Source organism: Pseudomonadales bacterium (assembly GCA_024234165.1).
Taxonomy (GTDB): Bacteria; Pseudomonadota; Gammaproteobacteria; order Pseudomonadales; family UBA5518; genus UBA5518.
This window is the reverse complement of the sequence record JACKOP010000002.1, coordinates 77786-101440: the sequence shown is the minus strand read 5'-3', so window position 1 is coordinate 101440 and position 23655 is coordinate 77786. Positions and strand designations below refer to the sequence as shown.

Annotated in this window: 26 protein-coding genes; 22 read left to right on the top strand and 4 right to left on the bottom strand. The window is 66.9% G+C overall.

Annotated elements, in window-relative coordinates; all coding sequences use genetic code 11:
- The 7 genes from H7A12_06215 to fliR all read left to right on the top strand — a co-directional run bounded on the left by H7A12_06215 (position 1) and on the right by fliR (position 5273).
- Entirely contained in the window at positions 1-702 is a 702-nt protein-coding gene (locus H7A12_06215) for an SDR family oxidoreductase (protein ID MCP5320408.1), read from the top strand.
- A gap of 113 nt (positions 703-815) precedes the next feature.
- Positions 816-1154 (top strand): hypothetical protein, encoded by a 339-nt coding sequence (locus tag H7A12_06210; GenBank protein ID MCP5320407.1) that lies wholly within the window; start codon positions 816-818, stop codon positions 1152-1154.
- Between the two features lie 443 nt (positions 1155-1597).
- Positions 1598-2956: an MBL fold metallo-hydrolase gene (locus H7A12_06205; protein MCP5320406.1), complete on the top strand. Its 1359-nt coding sequence runs from the start codon at positions 1598-1600 to the stop codon at positions 2954-2956.
- Between the two features lie 96 nt (positions 2957-3052).
- Positions 3053-3424 (top strand): flagellar biosynthetic protein FliO, encoded by a 372-nt coding sequence (fliO, locus tag H7A12_06200; protein ID MCP5320405.1) that lies wholly within the window; start codon positions 3053-3055, stop codon positions 3422-3424.
- Positions 3424-4209, top strand: coding sequence for a flagellar type III secretion system pore protein FliP (gene fliP, locus H7A12_06195; protein ID MCP5320404.1), 786 nt, complete (start codon positions 3424-3426; stop codon positions 4207-4209). Before fliO ends, fliP begins: the two co-directional genes overlap by 1 nt.
- Positions 4210-4219: 10 nt before the next feature.
- On the top strand, positions 4220-4489 hold the full coding sequence (gene fliQ, locus H7A12_06190) for a flagellar biosynthesis protein FliQ (GenBank protein ID MCP5320403.1): 270 nt from the start codon (positions 4220-4222) through the stop codon (positions 4487-4489).
- 82 nt (positions 4490-4571) lie between these two features.
- Complete coding sequence (gene fliR / locus H7A12_06185; protein MCP5320402.1) at positions 4572-5273, top strand: flagellar biosynthetic protein FliR; 702 nt, start codon at positions 4572-4574, stop codon at positions 5271-5273.
- Between the two features lie 474 nt (positions 5274-5747).
- Here fliR and sthA read toward each other — a convergent pair whose 3' ends face one another.
- Together sthA and H7A12_06175 are read right to left on the bottom strand one after the other, a co-directional pair.
- The gene (gene sthA / locus H7A12_06180) at positions 5748-7148 is read right to left on the bottom strand and encodes a Si-specific NAD(P)(+) transhydrogenase (GenBank protein MCP5320401.1); all 1401 of its coding nucleotides are present in this window, start codon (positions 7146-7148) and stop codon (positions 5748-5750) included.
- 70 nt (positions 7149-7218) lie between these two features.
- Entirely contained in the window at positions 7219-7668 is a 450-nt protein-coding gene (locus tag H7A12_06175) for a hypothetical protein (GenBank protein ID MCP5320400.1), read from the bottom strand.
- 186 nt (positions 7669-7854) lie between these two features.
- Here H7A12_06175 and flhB point away from each other — a divergent pair, with 186 nt between their 5' ends.
- The 9 genes from flhB (at position 7855) to H7A12_06130 (ending at position 17056) form a co-directional block, all read left to right on the top strand.
- Positions 7855-8994: a flagellar biosynthesis protein FlhB gene (gene flhB / locus H7A12_06170; GenBank protein ID MCP5320399.1), complete on the top strand. Its 1140-nt coding sequence runs from the start codon at positions 7855-7857 to the stop codon at positions 8992-8994.
- A gap of 116 nt (positions 8995-9110) precedes the next feature.
- Positions 9111-11219 carry a flagellar biosynthesis protein FlhA gene (flhA, locus tag H7A12_06165; GenBank protein ID MCP5320398.1) on the top strand — a complete coding sequence of 703 codons (2109 nt, stop codon included), beginning with the start codon at positions 9111-9113 and terminating at the stop codon, positions 11217-11219.
- Positions 11220-11241: 22 nt separating this feature from the next.
- The gene (gene flhF, locus H7A12_06160) at positions 11242-12438 is read left to right on the top strand and encodes a flagellar biosynthesis protein FlhF (protein ID MCP5320397.1); all 1197 of its coding nucleotides are present in this window, start codon (positions 11242-11244) and stop codon (positions 12436-12438) included.
- 22 nt (positions 12439-12460) lie between these two features.
- The gene (locus H7A12_06155) at positions 12461-13294 is read left to right on the top strand and encodes a MinD/ParA family protein (GenBank protein ID MCP5320396.1); all 834 of its coding nucleotides are present in this window, start codon (positions 12461-12463) and stop codon (positions 13292-13294) included.
- A 25-nt stretch (positions 13295-13319) separates the two neighbouring features.
- Positions 13320-14027 (top strand): RNA polymerase sigma factor FliA, encoded by a 708-nt coding sequence (locus H7A12_06150; protein MCP5320395.1) that lies wholly within the window; start codon positions 13320-13322, stop codon positions 14025-14027.
- Positions 14028-14053: 26 nt separating this feature from the next.
- A complete protein-coding gene (locus tag H7A12_06145) occupies positions 14054-14794 on the top strand; it encodes a flagellar motor protein (GenBank protein ID MCP5320394.1) in 741 nt (246 codons plus the stop codon).
- A 15-nt stretch (positions 14795-14809) separates the two neighbouring features.
- Complete coding sequence (gene motD, locus H7A12_06140; protein ID MCP5320393.1) at positions 14810-15787, top strand: flagellar motor protein MotD; 978 nt, start codon at positions 14810-14812, stop codon at positions 15785-15787.
- Positions 15788-15818: 31 nt separating this feature from the next.
- Positions 15819-16619, top strand: coding sequence for a ParA family protein (locus H7A12_06135; GenBank protein MCP5320392.1), 801 nt, complete (start codon positions 15819-15821; stop codon positions 16617-16619).
- An 80-nt stretch (positions 16620-16699) separates the two neighbouring features.
- Complete coding sequence (locus H7A12_06130) at positions 16700-17056, top strand: hypothetical protein (protein ID MCP5320391.1); 357 nt, start codon at positions 16700-16702, stop codon at positions 17054-17056.
- Here H7A12_06130 and H7A12_06125 read toward each other — a convergent pair.
- On the bottom strand, positions 17024-17356 hold the full coding sequence (locus tag H7A12_06125) for an EscU/YscU/HrcU family type III secretion system export apparatus switch protein (GenBank protein ID MCP5320390.1): 333 nt from the start codon (positions 17354-17356) through the stop codon (positions 17024-17026). The genes H7A12_06130 and H7A12_06125 overlap by 33 nt on opposite strands.
- A complete protein-coding gene (locus tag H7A12_06120; GenBank protein MCP5320389.1) occupies positions 17356-18696 on the bottom strand; it encodes a flagellar hook-length control protein FliK in 1341 nt (446 codons plus the stop codon). Before H7A12_06120 ends, H7A12_06125 begins: the two co-directional genes overlap by 1 nt.
- A 172-nt stretch (positions 18697-18868) precedes the next feature.
- Here H7A12_06120 and ccmA point away from each other — a divergent pair, with 172 nt between their 5' ends.
- The 6 genes from ccmA to H7A12_06090 all read left to right on the top strand — a co-directional run bounded on the left by ccmA (position 18869) and on the right by H7A12_06090 (position 23653).
- Entirely contained in the window at positions 18869-19516 is a 648-nt protein-coding gene (ccmA, locus tag H7A12_06115) for a cytochrome c biogenesis heme-transporting ATPase CcmA (protein MCP5320388.1), read from the top strand.
- Between the two features lie 3 nt (positions 19517-19519).
- Positions 19520-20200 (top strand): heme exporter protein CcmB, encoded by a 681-nt coding sequence (ccmB, locus tag H7A12_06110; protein ID MCP5320387.1) that lies wholly within the window; start codon positions 19520-19522, stop codon positions 20198-20200.
- Positions 20201-20289: 89 nt separating this feature from the next.
- Positions 20290-21024, top strand: a complete 735-nt coding sequence (locus H7A12_06105) for a heme ABC transporter permease (GenBank protein MCP5320386.1) — start codon at positions 20290-20292, stop codon at positions 21022-21024.
- A 20-nt stretch (positions 21025-21044) separates the two neighbouring features.
- Positions 21045-21236, top strand: coding sequence for a heme exporter protein CcmD (ccmD, locus tag H7A12_06100; protein MCP5320385.1), 192 nt, complete (start codon positions 21045-21047; stop codon positions 21234-21236).
- Positions 21237-21246: 10 nt separating this feature from the next.
- Positions 21247-21714, top strand: coding sequence for a cytochrome c maturation protein CcmE (gene ccmE / locus H7A12_06095; protein ID MCP5320384.1), 468 nt, complete (start codon positions 21247-21249; stop codon positions 21712-21714).
- Positions 21704-23653 (top strand): heme lyase CcmF/NrfE family subunit, encoded by a 1950-nt coding sequence (locus H7A12_06090; GenBank protein MCP5320383.1) that lies wholly within the window; start codon positions 21704-21706, stop codon positions 23651-23653. Before ccmE ends, H7A12_06090 begins: the two co-directional genes overlap by 11 nt.
- Positions 23654-23655 lie beyond the last annotated feature (2 nt).

Sequence of the window (23655 nt, the reverse complement as noted above, 5' to 3'; positions counted from 1 at the left end):
ATGCGGACATTGGTGATCAGCGGCGCCAGTCGCGGTATCGGACTTGCAACGGCACGCGAGTTCGCCGCTGCGGGATGGGATGTGCTCAACATCGCCCGAAGACCGTGCGAGCTCGACGGTGCGAGGAATGTAGCGGCGGACCTGTCCGATCCCGCCTGGATCGAGCGTCATGGAGCCGACGTGCTGGATGCGGTCGCTGGCAGTTCAGTGATCGCGCTGGTGCACAACGCGGCATTGCTGACGAGCGACAGCGTAGCCGACGTGACGCAGGACGCGCTGCGGCGTGTATTGCAGGTGAACCTGCTGGCGTGCGTGCAGCTCGATCAGTTGCTGCTGGCGCGGATGGCGCCGGGATCCTCGATCATCTACGTTGGTTCGACGCTGGCCGAGAAGGCGGTCGCCGGAAGCTGCGCCTATGTGGTGTCCAAGCATGCACTGGTCGGTCTGATGCGGGCGACCGTGCAGGATCTGGCCGGGCGCGGCATTCACAGCGCGTGCGTGTGCCCGGGTTTCACCGATACGGAAATGTTGCGCGAGCACGTCGGGACGCAACCCGAGGTATTCGAGGCGATCGCTGCGGGCAGCACCTTCGGCCGGCTGCTGCAACCGCAGGAGATCGCGCGCGTGATTCTGTTTTCTGCAACCAATCCCGCCATCAACGGTGCCGTGCTACATGCCAATCTGGGGCAGATCGAGCACTGAACGGGAGCAGCACAAAACCGGCGGTTGTCGTCTGCTACGCGCTCCGCTAGAGTCATGCTGCCTCGTCGAGGCGGATATACATAACCGTACCCTTCACATCCGGAGATCCGAGCATGCGTCGCCTGTCCCTGCCGTCCCTGTCGCTTTGTCTGTGCCTGTGCGCCGCGACCGCGGCTGCAGAATGTACCCATGATCCTGCCCCGGCGACTCCGGACGGCAGCACGGCCACGCTCGAGGAAATGCAGGCCGGGCAACAGGCCATGAAGGCCTACGTGGTCAGCAGCAACGCCTATCTGGAGTGCCTGGACAAGCAAGGCGCGGCGGCAGGTGAGACCGAAACCGAAGAGGCGCGCGCTGCCCGCGTCGCGAGCTACAACGCAGCAGTCGATGAGCAGACGGCAGTCGCCGCCAGGTTCAATGAAGCGGTGAAGGCGTTCAAGGCGCGCAACTGAGTCTTCCCGGCGGCGAGCTCCGGAGGCTGTCGCAACAGCCTCCGATCGTCGATACATGCAGCGTGCGCACACCGGGGGACGCCGTAAATGCGTCCCTGCAGGCCCGAGCGCCTGCGTCCCTGCGGCGCACGTTCCCCGATGCGAAGCCATCACCGCACGCTTCGTGACGCCGGTCCGGCGCCAAGCGTGTTTTCACGCAGATCGAGCAGCCGCTTCACCGCACAGGCTCCTCGATGCTTCGGACAGAGCGGCTTCGTCATGGTGCAGCAGATCGGAGCTCACCCTGTGTACGGTGGCGACGATGTGTCGCTTGCCGCAGCTCGCGCTTCGTTGTCCGGTCGCCATCCTGGCCGGCACGACGGTCGGTCGGTGCAGCGCTCCACATGCGGTGCAGGCACGCGGGCCATAGACTGCACGGATGGACGGAACAGGGAGAAGAAGACGTGAAGCTGCAGTTTCTTGGTGCGACGCAGACGGTGACTGGTTCCAGATACCTCGTGAGCGGCAACGGTTCGCGTGTGCTGGTCGATTGCGGGTTGTTCCAGGGGGTGAAGAACCTGCGCGAGCGCAACCGGCAGCCCTTGCCGGTCGAGGCGGAAGACATCGACGCCGTGGTGCTCTCGCATGCACATATCGATCACAGCGGCTTTCTGCCGGCGCTGTACCGTCACGGCTACCGCGGACCCGTCTATTGCACGCCGGCCACGCACGCGCTGTGCCGTGTGTTGCTGCCCGATGCAGGCTTCCTGCAGGAAGAAGACGCGCACTACGCGAACCGCAGGAGGTTCAGCAAACACGACCCGGCCGAGCCGCTGTTCACGCAGCAGGATGCGGAAAACGTGCTGCGCCAGTTTCGGGAGATCGGCTGGGGGGACGTGCACCCGGTCGTCAAGGGGATCGATGTGACGCTGCGCCCGTCCGGTCATATTCTCGGCGCGAGCAGCGTGCGCGTGAACGACGGCACCCGCACGCTGGTGTTCAGCGGCGACCTCGGACGCTATCACGATCCGATCATGTTCCCGCCCGAGCCGCTGCTGCCTGCGGACTATCTGGTCGTCGAGTCGACGTATGGGGATCGCCGTCATCCGCCGCTCGACGCCGAGCGAGTGCTCGGCGACATCATCGAGCGCACCGTGGGGCGCGGTGGGGTCGTGCTGGTGCCGGCGTTCGCGGTCGGGCGTGCGCAATTGCTGCTGTTTCTGCTGCAACGGCTGCGTGCGCGCCGCGCGATTCCCGACGTGCCGATCTATCTGAACAGCCCGATGGCGATCCGCGCGACCGCGATCTTCTGCCGCTTCCATCGCGAGCATCGCCTGAGCGACGACGATTGCGAGCTGATCGATGCCACCACGACGTATGTGCGTACGGTCGAGGAATCGCAGGCACTGACGCGCCAGAAGTATCCGTGCGTGATCATCTCGGCGAGCGGAATGGCCGTCGGCGGTCGCGTCCTGCACCACCTGAAGGCGCTGGTGGGAGACCACCGCAACAGCGTGGTGTTCGCCGGCTTCCAGGCACCGGGTACGCGTGGCGCCGCGCTGGTCGGTGGAGCCGAGCGGATCAAGATCCACGGCGCCTGGTTGCCGGTGCGCGCGGAGATCCACAATCTCGACGCGCTGTCTGCGCACGCCGACGCCGACGAGATCCTGCGCTGGCTCGCGACGTGTCGCGAAGCGCCCCGGCGCACCTTCATCACCCACGGTGAGCCGGCAGCGGCCGATGCGCTGCGTGTGCGCATCCACGATGAGCTTGGCTGGAAGGCGGTCGTGCCCGAGTACGGGCAGGAAGTCCTGCTCGACTGATTTTTTCGCTCGCCGGATCGCGCGGCTGCGTTGCTGGCACGGTGCTTGCTGTGCGGTTGGCGTCTGATCCCGACGACGGAATTCTGGCACCCACGCATGGCTGGCCCGCTCACGTCCTCACCATCGCCCGGCAATGCAGCGGGCCTCGGTTCGCTGGCCGAGGTGGCGCTGGCACTGCTGCTGGTCGTTGCGGTGATCGTGGCGTTGGCCTGGGTGCTGCGGCGCGTGCAGGGCGGTGTGGGCGGCGCCGGAACGGCACGGCTCAAGGTGGTGGCGGCGCTTGCGCTCGGTCCACGCGAACGCGTGGTCGTGGTCGAGGTGGCGGGTACCCAGTTGTTGCTCGGTGTCACGCCGGGCGGGATCACGCGGTTGCATGAATTTCCCGAGGCGGTGATCGGCAATGATGCGCCGGCGGGTGATTTTGCGCTGCGCCTGCGCCAGGCGCTCGGGCGTGGTGGGTCGCCATGATGCGCCGGCGGCTGTTGCGTGGCGCTGCGCTGATGGTGGCGCTGTTGCTGCCGATGCTGGCACTGGCGCAGCCGGCCGATGTGTCGCTGTTCGATGCGGGAGGCACGCTCGGTGTGCCGGCGGTGAAGATCACGACCGCTGCGGACGGCAGCCAGGACTACACGGTCACGATCCAGATCCTGGCGCTGATGACGGCGCTGACGCTGCTGCCGGCGCTGCTGATGATGGTGACGGCCTTCACGCGCATCATCGTGGTGTTCGCGATCCTGCGCCAGGCACTTGGCCTGCAGCAGACGCCGTCGAACCAGATCCTGCTCGGTCTGGCGCTGTTCCTGACACTGTTCGTGATGCGCCCGGTATTCGACGTCGCGAACACCGAAGCACTGCAGCCGTACCTGCGCGAGGAGATCGGTGCCCGTGAGGCGCTGGAACGGGTGCGCCAGCCGTTCACCACCTTCATGCTCGCGCAGACGCGCGAAAACGACCTGGAAACGTTTTTGCGCATCTCCGGGACGGGACCCGTGAGTGGGCCCGACGCGGTACCGTTCACGGTGCTGGTGCCGGCCTTCGTGACCAGCGAACTGAAGACCGCGTTCCAGATCGGCTTCCTGCTGTTCGTGCCGTTTCTGGTCATCGACCTGGTCGTCGCCAGCGTGCTGATGGCGATGGGCATGATGATGCTCTCACCGATGATCATTTCGCTGCCGTTCAAGATCATGCTGTTCGTGCTGGTGGACGGTTGGGCACTCATCGTCGGCTCGCTGGCGGCGAGCTTCGCGATGTAGGAGCCGAGCGATGACGCCCGAGGCGATGATCCAGTTGCTCGGCGAGGGGTTCATGCTCACCGTGCTGATGGTCGCGGTGCTGGTGTTGCCGAGTCTGGTCGTTGGCCTGGTGGTCAGCGTGTTCCAGGCGGCAACGCAGATCAACGAGCAGACGCTGAGCTTCCTGCCGCGCCTGCTGACCACGCTGCTCTCGCTGATGGTCGCCGGTCCCTGGCTGCTTGCGCGCCTGCTCGACTTCACGCGCCGGGTGGTCGAGAGCCTCCCGCTGGTGACGGGCTGAGGCAGTGATCGAGCTCACGCTGCCGGCACTGGCGCAGTGGCTGGGAGCCTGGCTCTATCCGCTGGCGCGCATCGGCGGTTTCATGATCATTGCGCCGGTGTTCGGCATGCAACTGGTGCCGGCGCGCATTCGTGCCGGGGTGGCGATTCTCGCCTGTGCGCTGCTCGCACCGTTGCTGCCAGCGCCACCGGCACTGGATCCGCTGTCGGTGCCGGCCGCAGTGCTGATCGCGACCCAGGTGCTGATCGGCTTCGGCATGGGTTTCGCGATGCAGTTGTTCTTCCAGGTCTTCGTGTTTGGTGCGCAGCTGATGGCGATGCCGATGTCGCTGGGATTCGCTTCGATGGTGGATCCGGCCAACGGTGTCAGCGTGACGGTGCTGGCGCAGTACTTCGTGATCCTGCTGACGCTGGTGTTCCTGGCGACCAATGGGCATCTGGTGATGCTCGAGGTGCTGCTGGAAAGCTTTCGCTTCCTGCCGGTCGGCGCGGCCACGCCGTATGCGGACTGGAGCTGGACGCTCGCCACGTCGGCTTCGTGGCTGTTTCTGAGTGGCTTGCTGCTGGCCCTGCCGGTGGTGACCGCGCTCCTGATCGTGAACCTGTCCTTCGGTGTCATGACGCGGGCAGCGCCGCAGCTCAACATCTTCTCACTCGGTTTTCCGATGTCGATGCTGTTCGGGCTGTTCATCGTCTGGGCCAGCTCGGGCAATTTCCTGCCGCGCTACGATGCGCTCGCGCTGGAGGCCTTTGCGCTGCTGCGCCATCTCGCGGGTGAGCCCTGATCCACCGCGATGGTGTATCGGCCGGTACGGTGTCCCGTCCGTAGGTCGGCATTCATGCCGACGGCGAGGTCGTCGGGTTGAAACCCGAGCCACGCGGAGTGGCGTCCCGCCGTAGGTCGGCATTCATGCCGACGGCGACGCCGTCGGGTTGAAACCCGAGCCACGCGAAGTGGCGTCCCGCCCGTAGGCCGGCATGCATGCCGACGGCGACGTCGTCGGGTTGAAACCCGAGCCACGCGAAGTGGCGTCCCGCCGTAGGTCGGCATTCGTGCCGACGGCGACGTCGTCGGGTTGAAACCCGACCCACGCGAAGTGGCGTCCCGCCGTAGGTCGGCATTCATGCCGACGGTGACGTCGTCGGGTTGAAACCCGACCCACGCGGGGTGGCAACCCGCCCGTAGGTCGGCATTCGTGCCGACGGTGGCATCGCTGTGATGCGACTTCCAGGTGGCTGGAGCGTGGCGCTGGACCAGCTCAATAACGCGTCAGCCGGTTCAGGCCGTTCAGTGCCGCGATGCGGTACGCCTCGGCCATCGTCGGGTAGTTGAACGTGGTCTCGATGAAGTAGCGCACCGTGTTGTGCGGTGCCGGCTGCTTCATGATCGCCTGCCCGATGTGGATGATCTCGGTGGCCTCGGCGCCAAAGCAGTGCACGCCGAGGATCTGCAGCGTATCGATGTGGAACAGCAGTTTCAGCATGCCGACGTCCTCGCCGCTGATCTGTGCGCGCGCGGTTTCCTTGAAGAACGCGCGACCGACCTCGTACGGGATGCGTGCTTCGGTGAGTTCGCGTTCGGTGGCGCCGACCGAGCTGATCTCGGGCAGGGTATAGATCCCGGTCGGTGTGTCGTCGACGTGGCGCGTGTGTTCCTTGCCGCGCGCTGCTGCCGCTGCCGAGCGCCCCTGGTCGTAGGCCGCGCTCGCGAGGCTCGGGAACCCGATCACGTCGCCGACCGCGAACACGCCGGGCACGGAAGTCTGGTAGCGCGCATCGACGACGATCTGGCCGCGTTCGTCGGGCGCGAGGCCGATCGCATCGAGGCCGAGGCGGTCGGTGTTGCCGGCACGCCCGTTGCACCACAGCAGAGCCTCTCCCTGCAGCCGCTTGCCCGAGCGCAGGTGCAGCGTCAGGCCGTGGGGCGAGTATTCGAGGTGATCGTACTCCTCGCCGTGGCGGATCACGGCGCCCTGCGTGCGCAGGTGATACGAAAGCGCGTCCGAGATCTCGTCGTCGAGGTACGACAGCAACTGATCACGCGTGTTGATCAGGTCCACCTTCACGCCGAGTGCCGAGAAGATCGACGCGTACTCGCAGCCGATCACGCCGGCGCCGTAGATCAGCAGGCGGCGTGGTGTGTGCGGCATCGCAAGGATGGTGTCGCTGTCGAACACGGCCGGATGCGTGAAGTCGATGTCTGCTGGACGATAAGGCCGCGAACCGGTCGCGATCACGACGCTGTGCGCGCTGACGATCTCGGTTGCTCCATCGGGCAGTGTGACGCGCACGTTGTGTGCATCGACGAACGATGCGGTACCGAAATACAGCGAGATGCGATTCTTCGCGTAGTACTGCGAGCGCATCGCAACCTGGCGGCGGATTACCCCGCCGGCGTTCTGCAGCAGCGTCTGGAACGAGATGCGTTGGGGCTCGCCGATCGCGCGAAAGATCGGGTTCGAGTTGTAGCGCATCAGATCCTTGACCGCGTGGCGCAGCGCCTTCGACGGGATCGTCCCGCTGTGCGTGCAGCTGCCACCGACCATCGGGCGATCCTCGATCACCGCCGCGCGCAGTCCGTGCTTGGCGGCGTTCAGTGCCGCTGACTCACCGGCAGGTCCGCTGCCGATCACCAGAAGATCGAATCTGTAGTCGTCCATCGGTCAGGCCGCCGGAAAAAGCGCACTTATAGTTGCGCCTCCCGGCGGCTGTCCAATGCAATCTGCGGGATTACTGTGAAGGTTCGCGGTTCTCGCAGGGCGCGGAACCGTCTGCGCGCCGGTGCATGCGCGGGCCGTGCTCGCGGTGTTCACTCCAGCGCTCGCGCATCTTCGCCTGCTGCTCGGCATGCTTCCTGTACTGCTCCTCGCTGAGCACCTTCTTCAGTTGTGCATCGCGCTCGCTGCCGAGCTTCTGCATCGCCTGGCGGTTCTCTTCACGCGCCTTGTCCATGCCGGCGCGCTGCTTCTGCATGTCTGCGACGAAGCGCTCGTTGATCTTCTGCACGGAAGTGGATTGTTCGGGCGTGAGTTCGAGCCGTTCGCCCATGCGTTCGGTCATGCGCGCAGGATCCATGCTGCGCGCGCGCATGCCGTCGCCTGCGGTGTCGGCAGCGTGCGCGCCGTAGCCGAAGGCCACGGCGAGCAGCATCGCAAGTGGCAGTCTGTGGGTGATCTTCATGGTCGTTCCTCTCACAGGTGGATGGTTGTGACTGCGCATCGTGGTCGAGCGCGCCGTCGACCGATCAGACGCGACGTGGACCGGGATTCCTTCGCGGTGATATTTCCGTCACGCCGTCGGAAGTTGTGCATGGATCTTGCTAGACCCGGCTGAGACGAGACGACGGGTCAAGATCCAGGCGCTGCGATGGCCGAGGAAGACACAGGGCAGGAACGCACAGAGGAAGCCACGGCGCGCCGCCTCGAGCGCGCGCGCGAGGAGGGGCAGGTACCGCGCTCGCGCGAGCTGGCGACCGCGGCGATCCTGCTGGCGGGTTCCGGCGCGCTGCTGTTTTCCGCACCACTGATCGGCGATCGCTTCGCCGCGCTGACACGCGCCGCGTTCGACTTTGGTCGTGATGGGATCAGCGACCCCGGGGTGATGGCGGGAATGCTGGGTGCAGCGACACTGACGGCCCTGGGGGGGCTGGTACCGCTGTTCCTGCTGCTGCTGGTGGCCGCCGTACTCGGTCCCGCCGCGCTCGGGGGCTGGTTGTTCAGTTCGAGTTCGCTCGCGCCGAAAATCGAACGTCTCGATCCGGTGCGCGGACTGCAGCGCATGTTCTCGCTGCACGCGCTGGTCGAACTGGTCAAGGGTGTGGCGAAGGTGGCACTCGTCGGCAGCGTCGCGGTGCTGCTGCTGTGGTCATTGCGGATGCAGTTGTTCGCAATCGGTGCCGAGGCGCCTGGGCCGGCCATTGCGCATGCGCTGCACCTGGTCGGTCTGTCGGCGCTCGTGCTCAGCGCTTCGACGCTGTTGATTGCCGCGGTCGACGTGCCGTTCCAGTTGTTCGATCACGCACGCAAGCTCCGCATGACGACCCAGCAGGTGCGCGATGAGATCAAGGAGACGGAAGGCCGGCCGGAGGTCAAGAGCCGCATCCGGCAGGTGCAGCGCCAGCTTGCGCGCAGCCGCATGATGGCGGCGGTTCCGTCCGCCGACGTCGTGATCACGAACCCGACGCATTTCGCGGTGGCGCTGCGCTACGAGGCGGGGCATGCGGTGGCGCCGGTACTGGTGGCCAAGGGCAGTGATCTGATCGCGCTGAAGATCCGCGAGATCGCCGAGGCACACGCCATCCCGGTGGTGGCTTCGCCGCGGCTGGCACGCGCGGTCTACTACACCACCGAGATCGACAGCCAGATTCCCGCGGGCCTCTACCTCGCCGTCGCGCAGGTGCTGGCCTACGTGTTCCATCTGCGCAACTACCGGCGCGGCAAGGGACCCGCGCCCGAACTGCCAGCGGAGCTGCCCGTTCCCGAGGGCATGGATCGCCCGCGTGGCTGAGGAGCCAGGTCGGGTTGGATCGAATCTTGCACCCGGCGGCGGTAGTTCAGTCGACGTCAGGAATTTGACCGTCATGCGGGATTCGACCACGACAAGAGGTCATGGCTGAGGTGGCGATGCTGCCGCGCCGTATCGATCGCGCCGGCGTGGGTCGGCAACTGGATGCACTGGCACGCAGCAGCCTCGGCATTCCGCTGCTGTTGCTGCTGGTGCTGGCAATGATGACGCTGCCCGTGCCGCCGTTGCTGCTCGATGCGCTGTTCTCGTTCAACATCGCGCTGTCACTGGTCGTGTTGCTGGTGGCGGTCTACGCGCTGCGCCCGCTGGATTTCTCGGTGTTTCCGACCATCCTGCTGGTGACCACGTTGCTGCGCCTGGCGCTGAACGTGGCATCGACGCGCGTCGTGCTGCTCGCCGGCCATACCGGTACCGATGCGGCCGGGCACGTGATCGAGGCCTTCGGCAAGGTGGTGATCGGTGGCAACTACGTCGTCGGCATGGTGGTGTTCCTGATCCTGATCATCATCAACTTCGTGGTGGTGACCAAGGGTGCCGGGCGGATATCCGAGGTCAGCGCGCGCTTCACCCTCGATGCGATGCCTGGCAAGCAGATGGGCATCGACGCCGACCTGAATGCCGGCCTGATCAACCAGGACGAGGCGCGGCGACGCCGCGAGGAAGTGGCGCAGGAAGCGGACTTCTACGGTGCGATGGACGGTGCCAGCAAGTTCGTGCGTGGCGACGCGGTGGCCGGGGTGCTGATCCTCGCGATCAATCTGCTCGGTGGGCTCGCGATCGGCGTGCTGCAGCACGATATGGGCTTTGCCGATGCGATGCAGGTCTACTCGTTGCTGACGATCGGTGACGGATTGGTGGCGCAGATCCCCTCGCTGCTGCTGTCGACCACGGCGGCGATCATGGTCACGCGTGTCAACGCCGCGCGTGACATGGGCGAACTGGTGCTCGGGCAGATGTTCGACTCCCCGCGCGCGCTCGCCGTGGCGGCCGTACTGCTGGCCGTGATGGGTCTGGTGCCCGGAATGCCACACCTCGCGTTCGGCGGACTCGGGGCGATCGCCGGTGCCGCGGCGTGGCTGATCCACCGTCGCCAGCGTATGCACGCAAGCACGGCGCCTGCCGCCGACGTGCCGCTGGTGGCGAGCGAGGCGCCGGTCGAGCTCGGTTGGGACGATGTTGCCTCGGTCGACGTGATCGGGCTCGAGGTCGGCTACCGGCTGATTCCGATGGTCGACAAGACGCAAGGTGGCTCGCTGCTCGGGCGCATCAAGGGCGTACGCAAGAAGTTGTCGCAGGAAATGGGGTTCCTGGTGCCGGCGGTTCACATTCGCGACAACCTCGAGCTGCTGCCGAACGGCTACCGCATCCTGTTGATGGGTGTTCCGATGGGCCAGGCCGAGGTATTCCCCGAACGCGAGCTGGCGATCGACCCCGGGCAAGTGTTCGGCCGCATCGAGGGTACGCCGTGCCGCGACCCGGCGTTCGGACTCGAGGCGGTGTGGATCGATCGCAGCCAGCACGAGCGGGCACAGACGCTCGGCTATACCGTCGTCGACGCGAGCACCGTGGTCGCAACGCACCTGAACCAGGTACTCCTCGAGCACATCGACGAGCTGATCGGTCACGAAGAGGCCGAGCAACTGCTGCAGAAGCTCGCGAAGCTCTCGGCCAAGCTGGCAGAGGAGCTGGTTCCGGGCAGCCTGACGCTGAACGGTTTGCTCGGTGTGCTGAAGACCCTGCTCGCCGAAGGCGTGCCGATCCGCGACATTCGCAGCATCGCCGAGGCGATCGTGGCGCAGGCGCCGCGCAGCAAGGAGCCGGCCGCGCTCGCAGCGGCTGCGCGGGTCGCGCTGTCGCGCACGATCGTGCAGCAGCTCGCTGGTGGCGCGGAGAGTCTGCCGGTGATCACGCTGGAGCCGCAGATGGAGCAGGTCCTGATGAAGTCGCTGCAGCGTAGTGGTGCCGTTGGCGTGGAGACCGACGATATCGTGCTCGAGCCGGGGCTGGCCGAACGGCTGCAGCGGGCAATGGCCGAGGCGGTACAACGCCAGGAGGCGCAGGGCAAGACGCCGGTGCTGCTGGTCCCGGCGCCGCTGCGCCAGGTGCTGGCGCGCTTCGTGCGTCACACCAGTCGTGCGGCGAAGGTGCTTTCGTACCAGGAGATACCGGGTAACCGGCAGGTGACCATAGAAGCCACCGTCGGCTGAGGTGGCAAGGGAGGGTGATGACGTGGAACTCAAGAGGATCGTGGGACCCGATGCGAAGACCGCGCTGCGGCTGGTGCGCGAGCAACTCGGCCCGGACGCGATGATCCTGTCGAACCGCCGGGTCCTTGGCGGTGTGGAGATCGTCGCGGCGCCGGAGATGCAGTCAGCGCTTGCCGCGACACGAGCCGACGGTGTCCCCGTCCTGTCGCCGGCGGATCGGGTCGAGGCACGGGCTGCGGTGGGAGCCGAGAGCCCGGCGGCGTGGCAACTGCAGGAACTGCAATCCGAGCTGCGCAGCATGCGTGCACTGCTCGATCAGAGCCTGGCCGAGATCCGGGGCGCGCGCACGGCATTCGGTCCCGGCGTCGAAGGGAGCATCTGGCGACGCCTCACGCAACTCGGCATTCCGAACGTCATGGTGCGCGAACTGGTCGCACAATCCGGTCCGGGGCTGGACGAGGAGACTGCCTGGACCCTCACGCTGGAGCGCATTGCCGCCGGTCTCGGTGGAATCGGCGATTCGGTCGTCCAGGAGGGTGTCTGGGCATGTGCGGGTCCCACCGGTGCCGGCAAGACGACGACGGTATGCAAGCTCGCGGTGCGTCACGCACTCGAGCACGGCACCCAGGGGCTGGTGCTGCTCAGCATGGACGGCTCGCGCATCGGTGGTGCCGACATGCTGCGCACGGTCGCTCGCCTGCTCGGCGTACCGTTTCGTGCCGCGCGTGCCGGCGAGTCGCTGGATGATCTGTTGCACGAGTTTCCCGAGGCGCGACTGGTACTGGTCGATACGGCGGGTTTGTCTCGTGGTTCGGCACCCGTGGCGGCACGGATCAGCGAGCTGGGAGAGCTGTCGGCACGGGTCTCGACGCTGCTGGTGCTGCCGGCAACCGCACAGTACGCGTGCCTCGAGGCAGCGATGCGTGACTACGGCGCGTGTCGGCCGGTCGCCGCAGTGGTCACGCGGCTCGACGAGGCCACCAGCCTCGGTGAGATCATCGGCGTGCTGTGGCGCGCGCGCCTGCCGCTGGCCTACACCAGCGACGGGCCGGAGATTCCGGCCGACCTGCACGTGGGCACGGGCAATGAACTGGTCGCACACGCCGTGAAACTCGATCCGGATACCGGATCTGCGCCGGGGGAGAGGCACGCCGCGCTGGCTGCGGGTCGTTTCGACCCGGGTGCAGAAGGCTTCGATGCGGCTAGAATCAGCAGATGAAACATCACCCAGGGAGCCAGGCATGACACCGGCGCAGGAATCCGGTCGACCGGCGCAGGTCATCGCCGTGACCGGAGGCAAGGGAGGCGTCGGCAAGACCAGCGTGTCGATCAATCTCGCGATTGCGCTGGCGGAACTCGGCCGGCGGGTGGTGCTGCTCGATGCGGACCTCGGACTCGCGAACGTCGACGTGCTGCTCGGATTGCGCCCGCGCCACACGCTGGCCGAGGTGCTGGCCGGTACCTGCACGCTCGAACAGATCCTGCTCGACGGTCCCGGCGGAATCCGCATCATTCCGGCTTCATCCGGTACGCAGTCGATGGTTTCGTTGCACCCGCGCGAGCATGCAGGCCTGATCCACGCGTTCAGTGATATTGCGGATACGCTCGACGTGCTGATCATCGACACGGCAGCGGGCATTGCCGAGTCGGTGGTGAGCTTCGTGCGCGCGGCGCAGGAGTGCATCGTGGTTGCCTGCGATGAGCCGTCCTCGCTGGCCGACGCGTATGCCCTGATCAAGCTGCTGCACCGCGATCACGCCATGGAGCGCTTTCGCCTGCTCGGCAACATGGTGCGCAGCCCGCAGGAAGGCGCCGCGCTGTACACCAAACTGGCACAGGTGTGCGAGCGCTTCCTCGACGTGGCGCTGCTCGACGCCGGTTTCATCCCGCACGACGATCTGGTGCGCAGGTGCATCCAGCGTCAGCGTCCGGTGCTGACCGGAGCACCGCGCTCGCGCGCGGCGCAGGCGTTTCGTGAACTCGCACAGCGCGTCGATCGCTGGCCGGTGCCGTCGGGTCCGAGCGGACACCTGCAGTTCTTCGTCGAACAGTTGTTGGTGCCCGCGACGTGCTGAGATCGTGCCAACGGGCAGTGGCGTGATGTACAAGACGGGGGCGACGGGGCCTGATGAACTGATCACCCGCCATGCGCCGCTGGTACGGCGCATCGCCTACCATCTGCTGGGTCGGCTGCCGGCATCGGTGAGCGTGGAGGACCTGATGCAGGCAGGAATGATCGGGCTGCTGGAGGCCGCTGGCAGTTTCGAGGCCGGGCGCGGTGCGAGCTTCGAGACCTTTGCGGGCATCCGCATACGCGGTGCGATGATCGATGAAATCAGGCGTGGAGACTGGGCGCCGCGCTCGGTGCACCGCAACGCGCGGCGGGTGGCCACGGCGATCCGCGCGGTCGAGGCACGCAGTGGGGGCGACGCCGGCGATGCAGCGATCGCGCGCGAACTGGGAGTCGGACTCACGGAGTATCACGGGTTGCTGCAGGACACGCTCGGTTGCCGGCTGTTCAGCCTCGATGAACTGCTGGACGACACGCAGGGAGAACGTGCTCAGCCTGTGGGGGCAGACGACGATCCGGCCGAGCAGGTCGTGCGGGAACGCACGGCTGCCGCGGTGGCTGCGGCGATCGAACGACTGCCCGAACGCGAACGCCTGGCGTTGTCGCTCTATTACGGCGAGGAACTGAACCTGAAGGAGATCGGACTGGTGCTGGAAGTGAGCGAGTCGCGAGTCAGCCAGATCCTGAGCCAGGCGACGCAGCGCCTGCGCGTGCGTTTCGCCGGGAGCACCACATGAAGGCGCCGGTGAGGGACACGGGCCGGATGGACGTGCTGAGCCTGGCTGGAATCGCGTTGGGATTCTTCGCGGTGGTCGGTGGCAATTTCCTCGAGGGTGGCGAGTTGTCCTCGCTGGTGAACCTGCCCGCTGCGGTACTGGTGTTCGGTGGCACCGTCGGTGCCGGTCTGCTGCAGATGCCGCTGAACGCCCTGCAACGCGCGCTCACGATGCTGCGCTGGGTGTTCATCCCGCCGCGCCAGCGTTTTGCCGACGGTGTGGCGCGGATGGTGCGCTGGGCGACGACGGCACGCCGGGAGGGGCTGCTGGGACTGGAGACGGTGGCAGAACTCGAGAAGGATGCATTCGCGCGCAAGGGCCTGCAGTTGCTGGTCGACGGCAGCGAGCCCGAGACGATCCGTACCGTGCTGGAGAGCGAGTCGTGGCTGCGCGAGCAGCGCGACGTGGATGCTGCGAAGTTCTACGAAAGCATGGGTGGCTACGCTCCGACGATCGGGATCATCGGCGCGGTGGTCGGGCTGATTCACGTGATGGGCAACCTCGAGGATCCGGGGCGCGTGGGCCCCGGTATCGCGGTGGCCTTCGTGGCCACGATCTACGGGGTGGCGCTGGCGAATCTGTTTTTTCTGCCGATCGCGAGCAAGCTGCGCAGTTGCGTGCGCGAGGCGGCACAGTACCGCGAGATGATCATCGAGGGCATCATCGCGATCGCCGATGGCGAGAATCCGCGGTCGATCGAGATGCGCCTGACGGGTTACCTGGGCTAGCCGGATACTCACCTCATGGCACGACGCGTGATTCGCGAGGACGCAATCAGCCACGAGCGCTGGATGGTGTCGTATGCGGATTTCCTCACGTTGCTGCTGGCATTCTTCATCGTGATGTACTCGGTATCGCACCGTGACGAGAGCAAGTTCCGCGTGCTCTCGCAGACCCTGACGAAGGCTTTCAACATACCACCGACCAGCATCGTTCCCATCCAGGTCGGTGAGCCGGTTGCAGCGGTGATGCCCGGTGTGGTCAGCGACGCGACGCAGGCACCCGAGCAGCAGCCGCAGTCCGGGCGCAGCGAGGAGCAGGGGCCGCGTGCAACCACGTCCGAGCCGCAACTCCCCGAGGAGTTCCGGCGCATTTCGCAGCGCGTGGAGGAGGAGTTTGCCGGTCTGGTCGCCAGCGGTCAGCTGTCGGTACACGGTACCGAGGAGTGGCTGGAGATCGAGCTCAAGTCGAGCCTGCTGTTCGCCAGCGGCGAGGCATCGATAGGCACGCACGCGCGCCCGATCCTGCAACAACTGGCCGACGCGGTGCGTGCCAGCGCGTTGCCGATCCGCGTCGAGGGCTTCACCGATGACCGGCCGATCGCCACCGGCACGTTTCCCTCGAACTGGGAGCTGTCGGCGGCACGCGCCGCGACCATCGTCAAGCTGTTCACCGAATTCGGCATTGCACCGGGGCGACTGGCAGCGATCGGATACGGCGAATTCCAGCCGGTGGCCAGCAACGCGACCGAGGCAGGGCGTGCCGATAACCGGCGGGTGGTGTTGATGCTGTCGCGCAACGCGCGGCTGCGCCCGGAGTTGCCGCGCATTCGTCCGCAGGCGTCCGATCCGACTGCGGTACCACCGCCGACTGCAAACGCCGGTAGCGGATCCGATGCGGCCACGGTTCGCCAGCCGGGGGGCGAAGGCGTTATCCTCACGACCGGTGCTGCGGGTCGGGATGCGACCGTGACGGGGCCTGCGGCCACGAACCCGCGTTGATGCGGGTAGCGCAGATCGTGAGGAAAGCCGGTTGGAGATATGGGCAGTAGCGAACCAGAAGGGTGGCGTCGGCAAGACGACCACTGTCGTCTGCTGTGCGGGTCTGCTCGGCGAAGCGGGGCGGCGGGTGCTGATGATCGACCTCGATCCGCAGGGCTCGCTGACGGCCTATTTTCGCCATGACGGCACGCGCCTGGCGCGCGGGACCTTCGAACTCTTCCGCGAACCACGTCCGCCGACAGCGGCGGCGCTTGCCGCCGGGTTGTTGCCGAGCGCGTTGCCCGAGGTGATGCTCTGGCCGGCCATGCCGGGGCTGGCCACCGTGGAGCGCCAGTTCCGCTCCGAAGAAGGGGTGGGGCTGCGTCTGGCGCGAGCGCTGGCCACGCTCGGCACGCGCTTCGATCATGTGTTGATCGATACTCCTCCGGTGCTGGGCGTGTTGCTGATCAATGCACTTGCGGCCAGCCAGCGACTGGTGTTGCCGGTGCAGACCGACTATCTCGCGATCAAGGGGCTCGAACGCATGGCGCACACGCTCGGCATGGTGGCACGGGCACGCCGGCGCGAGCTGCAATGGACCGTGGTCCCGACGATGTACGACGCCGACAGTGAGGCGGCCACACGGGGGCTGCGTGCGCTGGTGCGCACCTTTGGCGATCGGGTTGGCGATGCCGTGGTACCACTCGACAACGTGTTTCGCGAAGCCAGCCTGCGCGGCGCCTTTCCCTCGTTGCTGGCACCGGCAAGCCGCGGGGTGCTCGCCTATGCGGCGCTGCTGCGTGGTCTGGGTGTCGAGATGCGCCCGGAACCTGCGCGAGGACTGGGTTCCTGATGGCTGGCAAGACACTTGCATTGCAGCCCCGGGAACGACGGATTTCCGACAGTCCGTAGCAGCCGACGGGGAGGCGAACGATGGAAACGGCGCAACTGCTGCTGGTCGCAGCAGGAATCGTGCTGGCGGCAGTGTCCGGCTGGGGCTGGGTGCACAGTTTGCGCAGGCAGATGCGAGCGCGTTGCACGCGCCTCGAGGAGGCGCTGCGCACCTACACCAACGCCAGTGTGGTGATCGGCCGCCAGCTCACCGGGTTGGAGTCGGAGCTGCGCGAGCTGCGCCAGCGGCTTGCGGCAGTGGAAGGTAGCGGAACACGGCCTGGCAAGCGCGAGACCCCGTGCGTAACCGCTGCAGACGTCGGGGTGGACGAGGATGCAGAGCAGCGCCTGTCGCGCTTGCTCCGTTCACGGCTCGGTGAACCACGCGCCGTCGTCTGATCTGCCGGCTTCGTCGCCGGGCTGCCAGCCTGGTGGCAAGCGCCCACGCAGTCGGTACGCAAACGCGATGATCTGTGCCACGCAACGGTAGAGCGTCGCGGGAATTTCGTCGCCCGGATCGAGCTGTGCGAGCAAGCCGGCGAGCTCCGCATTCTCCAGCATCGGCACGCCGTGTTCACGGGCGATCGCGATGATCTGCTCGGCCAGTGCGTCATGACCCAGTGCGCTGATGCGCGGTGCGTTCGCACCGTCGTATTCGAGCGCGATGGCACGCCGCACACCCTGCTGCGCAGTGCTCATCAGGTCCTGACCTCGAGCAGGCGCGTTGCCGACGGGGCAGCCGCAGGGGCACCCTCCAGGCAATCCAGGCGGGTGACCTCCACCCCTTGGGCGCGCAGCAAGTCGCCGAGCTCGGCGAGTGCGGCCCGCGCTCGCGCCAGCGCCTGCGGGTCGGCAAGCCACAGCGTGGTCGCCAGGCGCTCGCCGTTCAGCACCAGCCGCGCGTGCAGCGTGCCGAGTTCCTCGAGTTGCAGACGCAACTGCACCTGCCAGACGCGTTGCCGGGTGTCGCCCGTGTCGCGGTCCGTGCCGTGGTCCTCGATGCGCAGTTCCAGCGCATCGAAACCGCCGCTGCGCGCGATCGGGAGTTCCACGCTCCACGCCTGCAGCGGCGGATTGTCCGGCCGGTGCGGGTTGTCGGGGTGGGCCGCGATCTGGTGCACGCGTGTACGCGCCAGTGCACCGCGCACGGCAAGCAGGATTTCCTCGATCAGCCTTGCAGCCTGCGCCGCCTCTTCGGCAGCGACTGTCGGCTCGCGTTGCAGCGCGTGTGCGGGCTTTGCGCCTGGCGTGCTGGCGAGTTCGGCCAGCACGCCGAGCAGGGCTGCCTTCAGGTCGTTGGCGATGCCGTGGCGGGCCGGGGGGGCGAGCGTGGTTGCTGCAGTCGGCAGCAGTGAGTCTGCCGGGCGTGATGGATCGCGGGGGCTTCGCAACAGCCGGCGCATGGACGCCAGCAGTTCGCTCGCGATACGCGATGGCGTCGCTTGTCCCGGTGCAGTGGCCGGGCCATTGACCCGGGCAGCAGCCGCGCCGTGCGTTGCTGCGGTGTGGGCAGTACCCGTCGTGCGGGTGGCCGCCAGTCGCTGCAGGCGTGCTTCGAGGAATCCACCGCTGTCGAGAACTGCGCTGCGCAGCCCGTGGGCGGAAGCGAGCTGCTGTGCGGATGGAGCACGCGCCAGCAGTTCGCGCAGGCGAGCTGCAAGCGGTGGCGGCAGGCCGGCATCCCTGGCTGCGGCGGCCAGCGTCGCAAGCGCCTCGTGCAGCGGCAACTGCACCGGCAGGGCGCTGCGCAGCGCCTGCGTGAGCACCTGGGCCCCGTCCTGGGGAGGCAGAATCTGCGCGACACGGACACGCCCGGCAGACAGTGGCTGCAGCAACAGGCGCGTACCGCCGGGCAGCGGGTGCGGGCTGCGGGCATCGATGGTTTCGCCGTCGAGCGCGAGTTCGAGGATCCAGCCGCCACCGCTGGCAGGACGTGCGGTGATCACCCGTGCATTCAGCAGCGGCTCCGTCAACGGTGGCTGCGGCTGCGCAACATTCGGCTGCACGCCGCTGACCTGCGGCGGTTCGAGGCGCGGCATGCCTGATGGCATCAGGCGAGCGGAGGGTATGTCCATGCGCGTTGCCAGCCGGGTGGATCCATCACATATAATCGCCACATCGACGACGAGTATAACGGCCGTGGCCGTGGGTGGTTGATGCCATCCAGGCCGGTGTGCCGTCGATCATATCCCGTTCTCCTGGAAGTCCCGCATGGCAGACAAGGCCTCGGTTGCCCTGCTCGAGGTTCGCGATCTGCGCTGCGAACGTGACGGGCGGCTGCTGTTCGAGGATCTGGCTTTCACGCTAGGCGCCGGTGAGGTGCTGCAGGTCGCCGGGCCGAACGGTTGCGGCAAGACGACGATGTTGCGCGCGATCGCCGGCCTGTCGCAGCGGGCGACTGGCGAGGTGCGCTGGCGCGGCACCGCGATCGAGCGTTGCCGTTACGACTATCTCGGCGCGTCGCTGTTCCTGGGGCACGATGCCGCGGTGAATCCGGCACTGACGCCGCTCGAGAACCTGCGCTGGCACGTTGCGCTGTGGGGGCGGTCGCGGCCCGTGTCGCCCGAGGCAGCGCTGGCACGGCTCGGGCTGGGCGGCCATCTGCACACGCCGGCGCAGAAGCTGTCTGCCGGGCAGAAGCGCCGTATCGCGCTGGCACGGCTGCTGCTCAGTACGGCTGCGCTGTGGATACTGGACGAGCCGTTCACGGCGATCGACCTCGCCGGCGTCGCCGGGCTGGAAGCATTGATCGGGACGCATGCGGCAGAGGGTGGTGCGGTGTTGCTGACCACGCATCACCGGCTCGCGGCAGTGCCGGGCTTGCGCCGCCTCGAGCTCGGGCAGCAGATGGTGGACTGAACGGTGGAGCGTATCGAGTCGGCGTTTCGTGCCACGTTGCGCCGCGACCTGCTGATCGCGCTGCGCCGCCCCGGTGAGATCGCCAATCCGCTGGTGTTCTTCGTGATCGTGATCGCGTTGTTTCCGCTGGGTATCGGTCCGACGCCGACCGATCTGGCGCGTATCGCGCCGGGGGTGCTCTGGGTGGTGGCGCTGCTCGCCTCGCTGCTGTCCACCGACATGGTGTTCCGCTCCGATCACGACGACGGTTCACTGGAGCAGTTGCTGCGCAGTCCGGATCCCCTGTACCTGCTCGTGATCGCGAAGATCGGCGTGCACTGGCTGGTCACCGGTCTGCCACTCACGTTGCTGTCGCCGGTGATGGCCGCGATGCTGTACATGCCGCCGGCAGCGCTGCCGGCGCTGCTGCTGTCGCTGCTGGCGGGCACGCTGACGCTGTCACTGGTCGGCGGCATCGGCGCGGCACTGACCGTGGGTCTGCGCAAGGGGGGCATCCTGCTCGCGCTGTTGATCCTGCCATTCTACGTGCCGGTGCTGGTGTTCGGTACGGCCGCGGTCGATGCCGCGGCGACGGGCGCCGATTACCTGCCACAACTGGCGATCCTCGGCGCCTTGGCGCTGCTGGCCCTGACGCTGGCACCGCTCGCGGTGGCGGCGGCGCTGCGGATCAGCCTCGACCACTGACAGCGCGCCGGTGGGGCGGATCGGATATACTGCCGCCGCCTCGCGCCCGGCGCGTGGTTCCTTCCGGCAGGCGGTGGTTGCTGACGCGCGTGTGGTCCTTCATTCATAAACTGGGTTCTCCCCGCTGGTGTTACCAGATCACGACGCCGTGGCTGCCGTGGCTGGGTGCAGCCTGCGCCGCGCTGCTGCTCACGGGTGCCGTCTGGGGGCTCGCCTTTGCTCCGGCGGATTTCCGTCAGGGTAATAGTTACAGGATCATGTACATCCATGTGCCGTCTGCCGTCGTATCCCTTGCGGGGTATTACCTGATGGCGGCCGCCGGGGCGGTCAGCCTGATCTGGAAGATCAAGGTTTCCGACATGGTGCTGAAGTCCTGCGCCGGCATCGGTGCCGCGATGACCTTCCTCGCGCTGGTGACCGGGTCGATCTGGGGCAAGCCGACCTGGGGTACCTGGTGGGTGTGGGATGCGCGGATCACCTCGATGCTGGTGCTGCTGTTTCTTTATGCCGGGGTGCTCGCGCTGCACGAGGCGTTCGAGGATCGCGATGTCGCTGCGCGTGCCTGTGCGCTGCTGAGTCTGGTCGGGACGGTCAACATACCGATCATCTACAAGTCGGTCGACTGGTGGTACAGCCTGCATCAGCCGGCGAGCATCCGTTTCACGGGTGAGTCCACGATGCACTCGCAGATGCTGCAGCCGTTGCTGGTGATGATCGCCGGCTTCTATCTCTTCTATGCGCTGGCGGTACTGCTGGCCCTGCGCAGCGAGATCCTCGAACGCGAGGAGCGCGCACGCTGGGTCGAGGAACTGGTCGGCGCTTAAACGGGTACGACGTCCGAACGATGTATTTCCAGAGCCTTGCACAATTGTGGCAGATGGACGGACACGGTCCCTACGTGTGGTCTGCATACCTGATCGTCGCCCTGGTGATGATCGGACTGGTACGCAGGCCTCTGGCACGCCGGCGGCGCACGCTCGAGCGGGTGCGTTCGCGTCTGCGCGCGGCAGGGGCCGCGGTCACCGACGGAGTCTGAGTTCATGGCCATGCATCCCCTGCGCCGCCAGCGCTTGCTGATCGTACTGTTCATCGTGGCAGGCGCGAGCATTGCCGCGGCGCTGGTGTTCTGGGCGCTGCGCGACAACATGAACTTCTTCTATTCCCCCGTGCAGGTCGAGCGTGGCGAAGCCCCGATCGGGCGCACGATCCGTGTTGGCGGGTTGGTGCTGCCGGGCAGCGTGCAGCGCTCGGCTTCGGGACTCGAGGTGCAGTTCCGGGTCAGCGACAACCAGGCCGTGCTCGACATCGTCTACGAAGGCATCCTGCCGGATCTGTTTGCCGAGGGGCAGGGCGTGGTCGCGGTCGGCGAGCTGCTGCCCGGCGGGCGTTTCCGGGCACAGCAGGTGCTGGCGAAGCACGACGAGAACTACATGCCGCCGGAGGTTCACGATGCGCTGAAGGCCGGCGAGACGATGGACGAGGCGCTGTCGCAGGGTGGCTCCGGTGGTGGTTGAACTCGGACACTTCGCACTGGCGCTGGCGGCGAGCATCGCGCTCGCGCTGGCGCTGTTGCCGCTGGCGGGCGTGCTGCGCGGCGTCGATGCCTGGATGCGCAGTGCGATGCCGCTGGCGCTGGGGCAACTGCTGTTCGTTGCGATCGCCTTCGGCTGTCTGGCGTACGCGTTTCTGCACGACGACTTCACGGTGCGGCTGATCGCGCAGAATTCGAACTCCGCGTTGCCGCCCTGGTACAAGTTCAGCGCACTGTGGGGCAACCACGAGGGTTCGATGCTGCTCTGGGTGAGCATCCTGGCGGCATGGACCGGTGCGGTGGCGTTGTTCAGCCGGACATTGCCGCTGGTGATGCGCGCCCGCGTGCTGTCGGTGATGGGAATGATCGCGGTCGGTTTCCACCTGTTCGTACTGCTGACCTCCAACCCCTTTACGCGCTCCTTCCCTGACGTGCCGGCCGAAGGACGTGACCTCAACCCGATGCTGCAGGATATCGGGCTGGTGCTGCACCCGCCGATGCTCTACCTGGGTTATGTGGGTTTTTCGGTGGCGTTCGCGTTTGCGATCGCGGCGCTGTGGAGCGGGCGACTCGACGCCGCGTGGGCGCGCTGGAGCCGTCCGTGGACCAATGCGGCGTGGATCTGTCTGACGCTCGGGATCACGCTCGGCAGCTGGTGGGCGTACTACGAACTCGGCTGGGGCGGGTGGTGGTTCTGGGATCCGGTCGAGAACGCCTCGTTCATGCCGTGGCTGGTCGGCACTGCGCTGGTGCATTCGCTGGCGGTGACCGAGAAGCGCGGGCTGTTCCGCAGCTGGACCGTGCTGCTCGCGATCACCGCATTCTCGTTGAGCCTGCTCGGTACCTTCCTGGTGCGATCGGGTGTGCTCACCTCGGTGCATGCCTTCGCCACCGACCCGGCGCGTGGCCTGTACGTGCTGCTGTTCCTGGCCGTGGTCGTGGGGGGCTCGCTGACGCTGTACGCACTGCGCGCACCGGCGGTGGCCGTGCGCGGCGAGTTTGGTCTGTGGTCGCGCGAGACCGCGTTGCTCGGCAACAACGTGCTGCTGGTCGTAGCGATGGCGACGGTGTTGATCGGTACCCTGTACCCGTTGCTGATCTCGGCCTTCGATCTGGGGCGCCTGTCGGTCGGGCCGCCCTATTTCAACCTGACCTTCGTGCCGTTGGTGGCACTGCTGGTTCCCGTGATGGGGCTGGGACCGCTGGCAGGCTGGCGCCGTGGGGATGGCCATGCGCTCGGCCGGCGCGTGGTACTGCCGCTGCTGCTGAGTTCCGTCGTGGCGTTGGCGGCGCCGTTCGTGCTCGGCGGGTACTGGCACGTCGGCGTGGCTCTCAGCGTGTGGCTGGCGGCGTGGATCCTGAGCACCCTCGCAGTGGGCCTGCGTGAACGGCTGGCCGTGCGTGGTGGCTGGCGTGCGGCTGGCGGACTCGGCGCGAGTTACTGGGGGATGTGTCTTGCGCATCTGGGCATGGCGTTCTGTGTGGCCGGTGCAGGCCTGACGTCGGTCTACAGTGTCGAGCGCGATGTGCGGCTCGCCCCCGGGGACAGTGTCGAACTGGCCGGTTATACCTTTGCATTCATGGCGACACGCCACGCGGAAGGACCGAACTTCAGTACGGAGATCGGCGATTTCAGCGTGGAGCGGGAGGGTCGAACGCTCGAGCTGCATGCCGAGAAGCGCAACTACCACAGCCAGATGGGGAACATGATGACCGAGGCGGCGATCGACGCCGGGTTCCTGCGCGATCTCTACATCTCGCTCGGAGAGCCGTTGGGTGGGGGAGCGTGGGCCGTGCGGGTGCACGTGAAGCCTTTCGTTCGCTGGCTGTGGCTGGGTGGCGTGCTGATGGGGGCCGGTGGTGCGCTGACACTGGCCGATCGGCGCTATCGCCAGCGTCGGCGCCCGGCGGCAGGGGGCTGAGT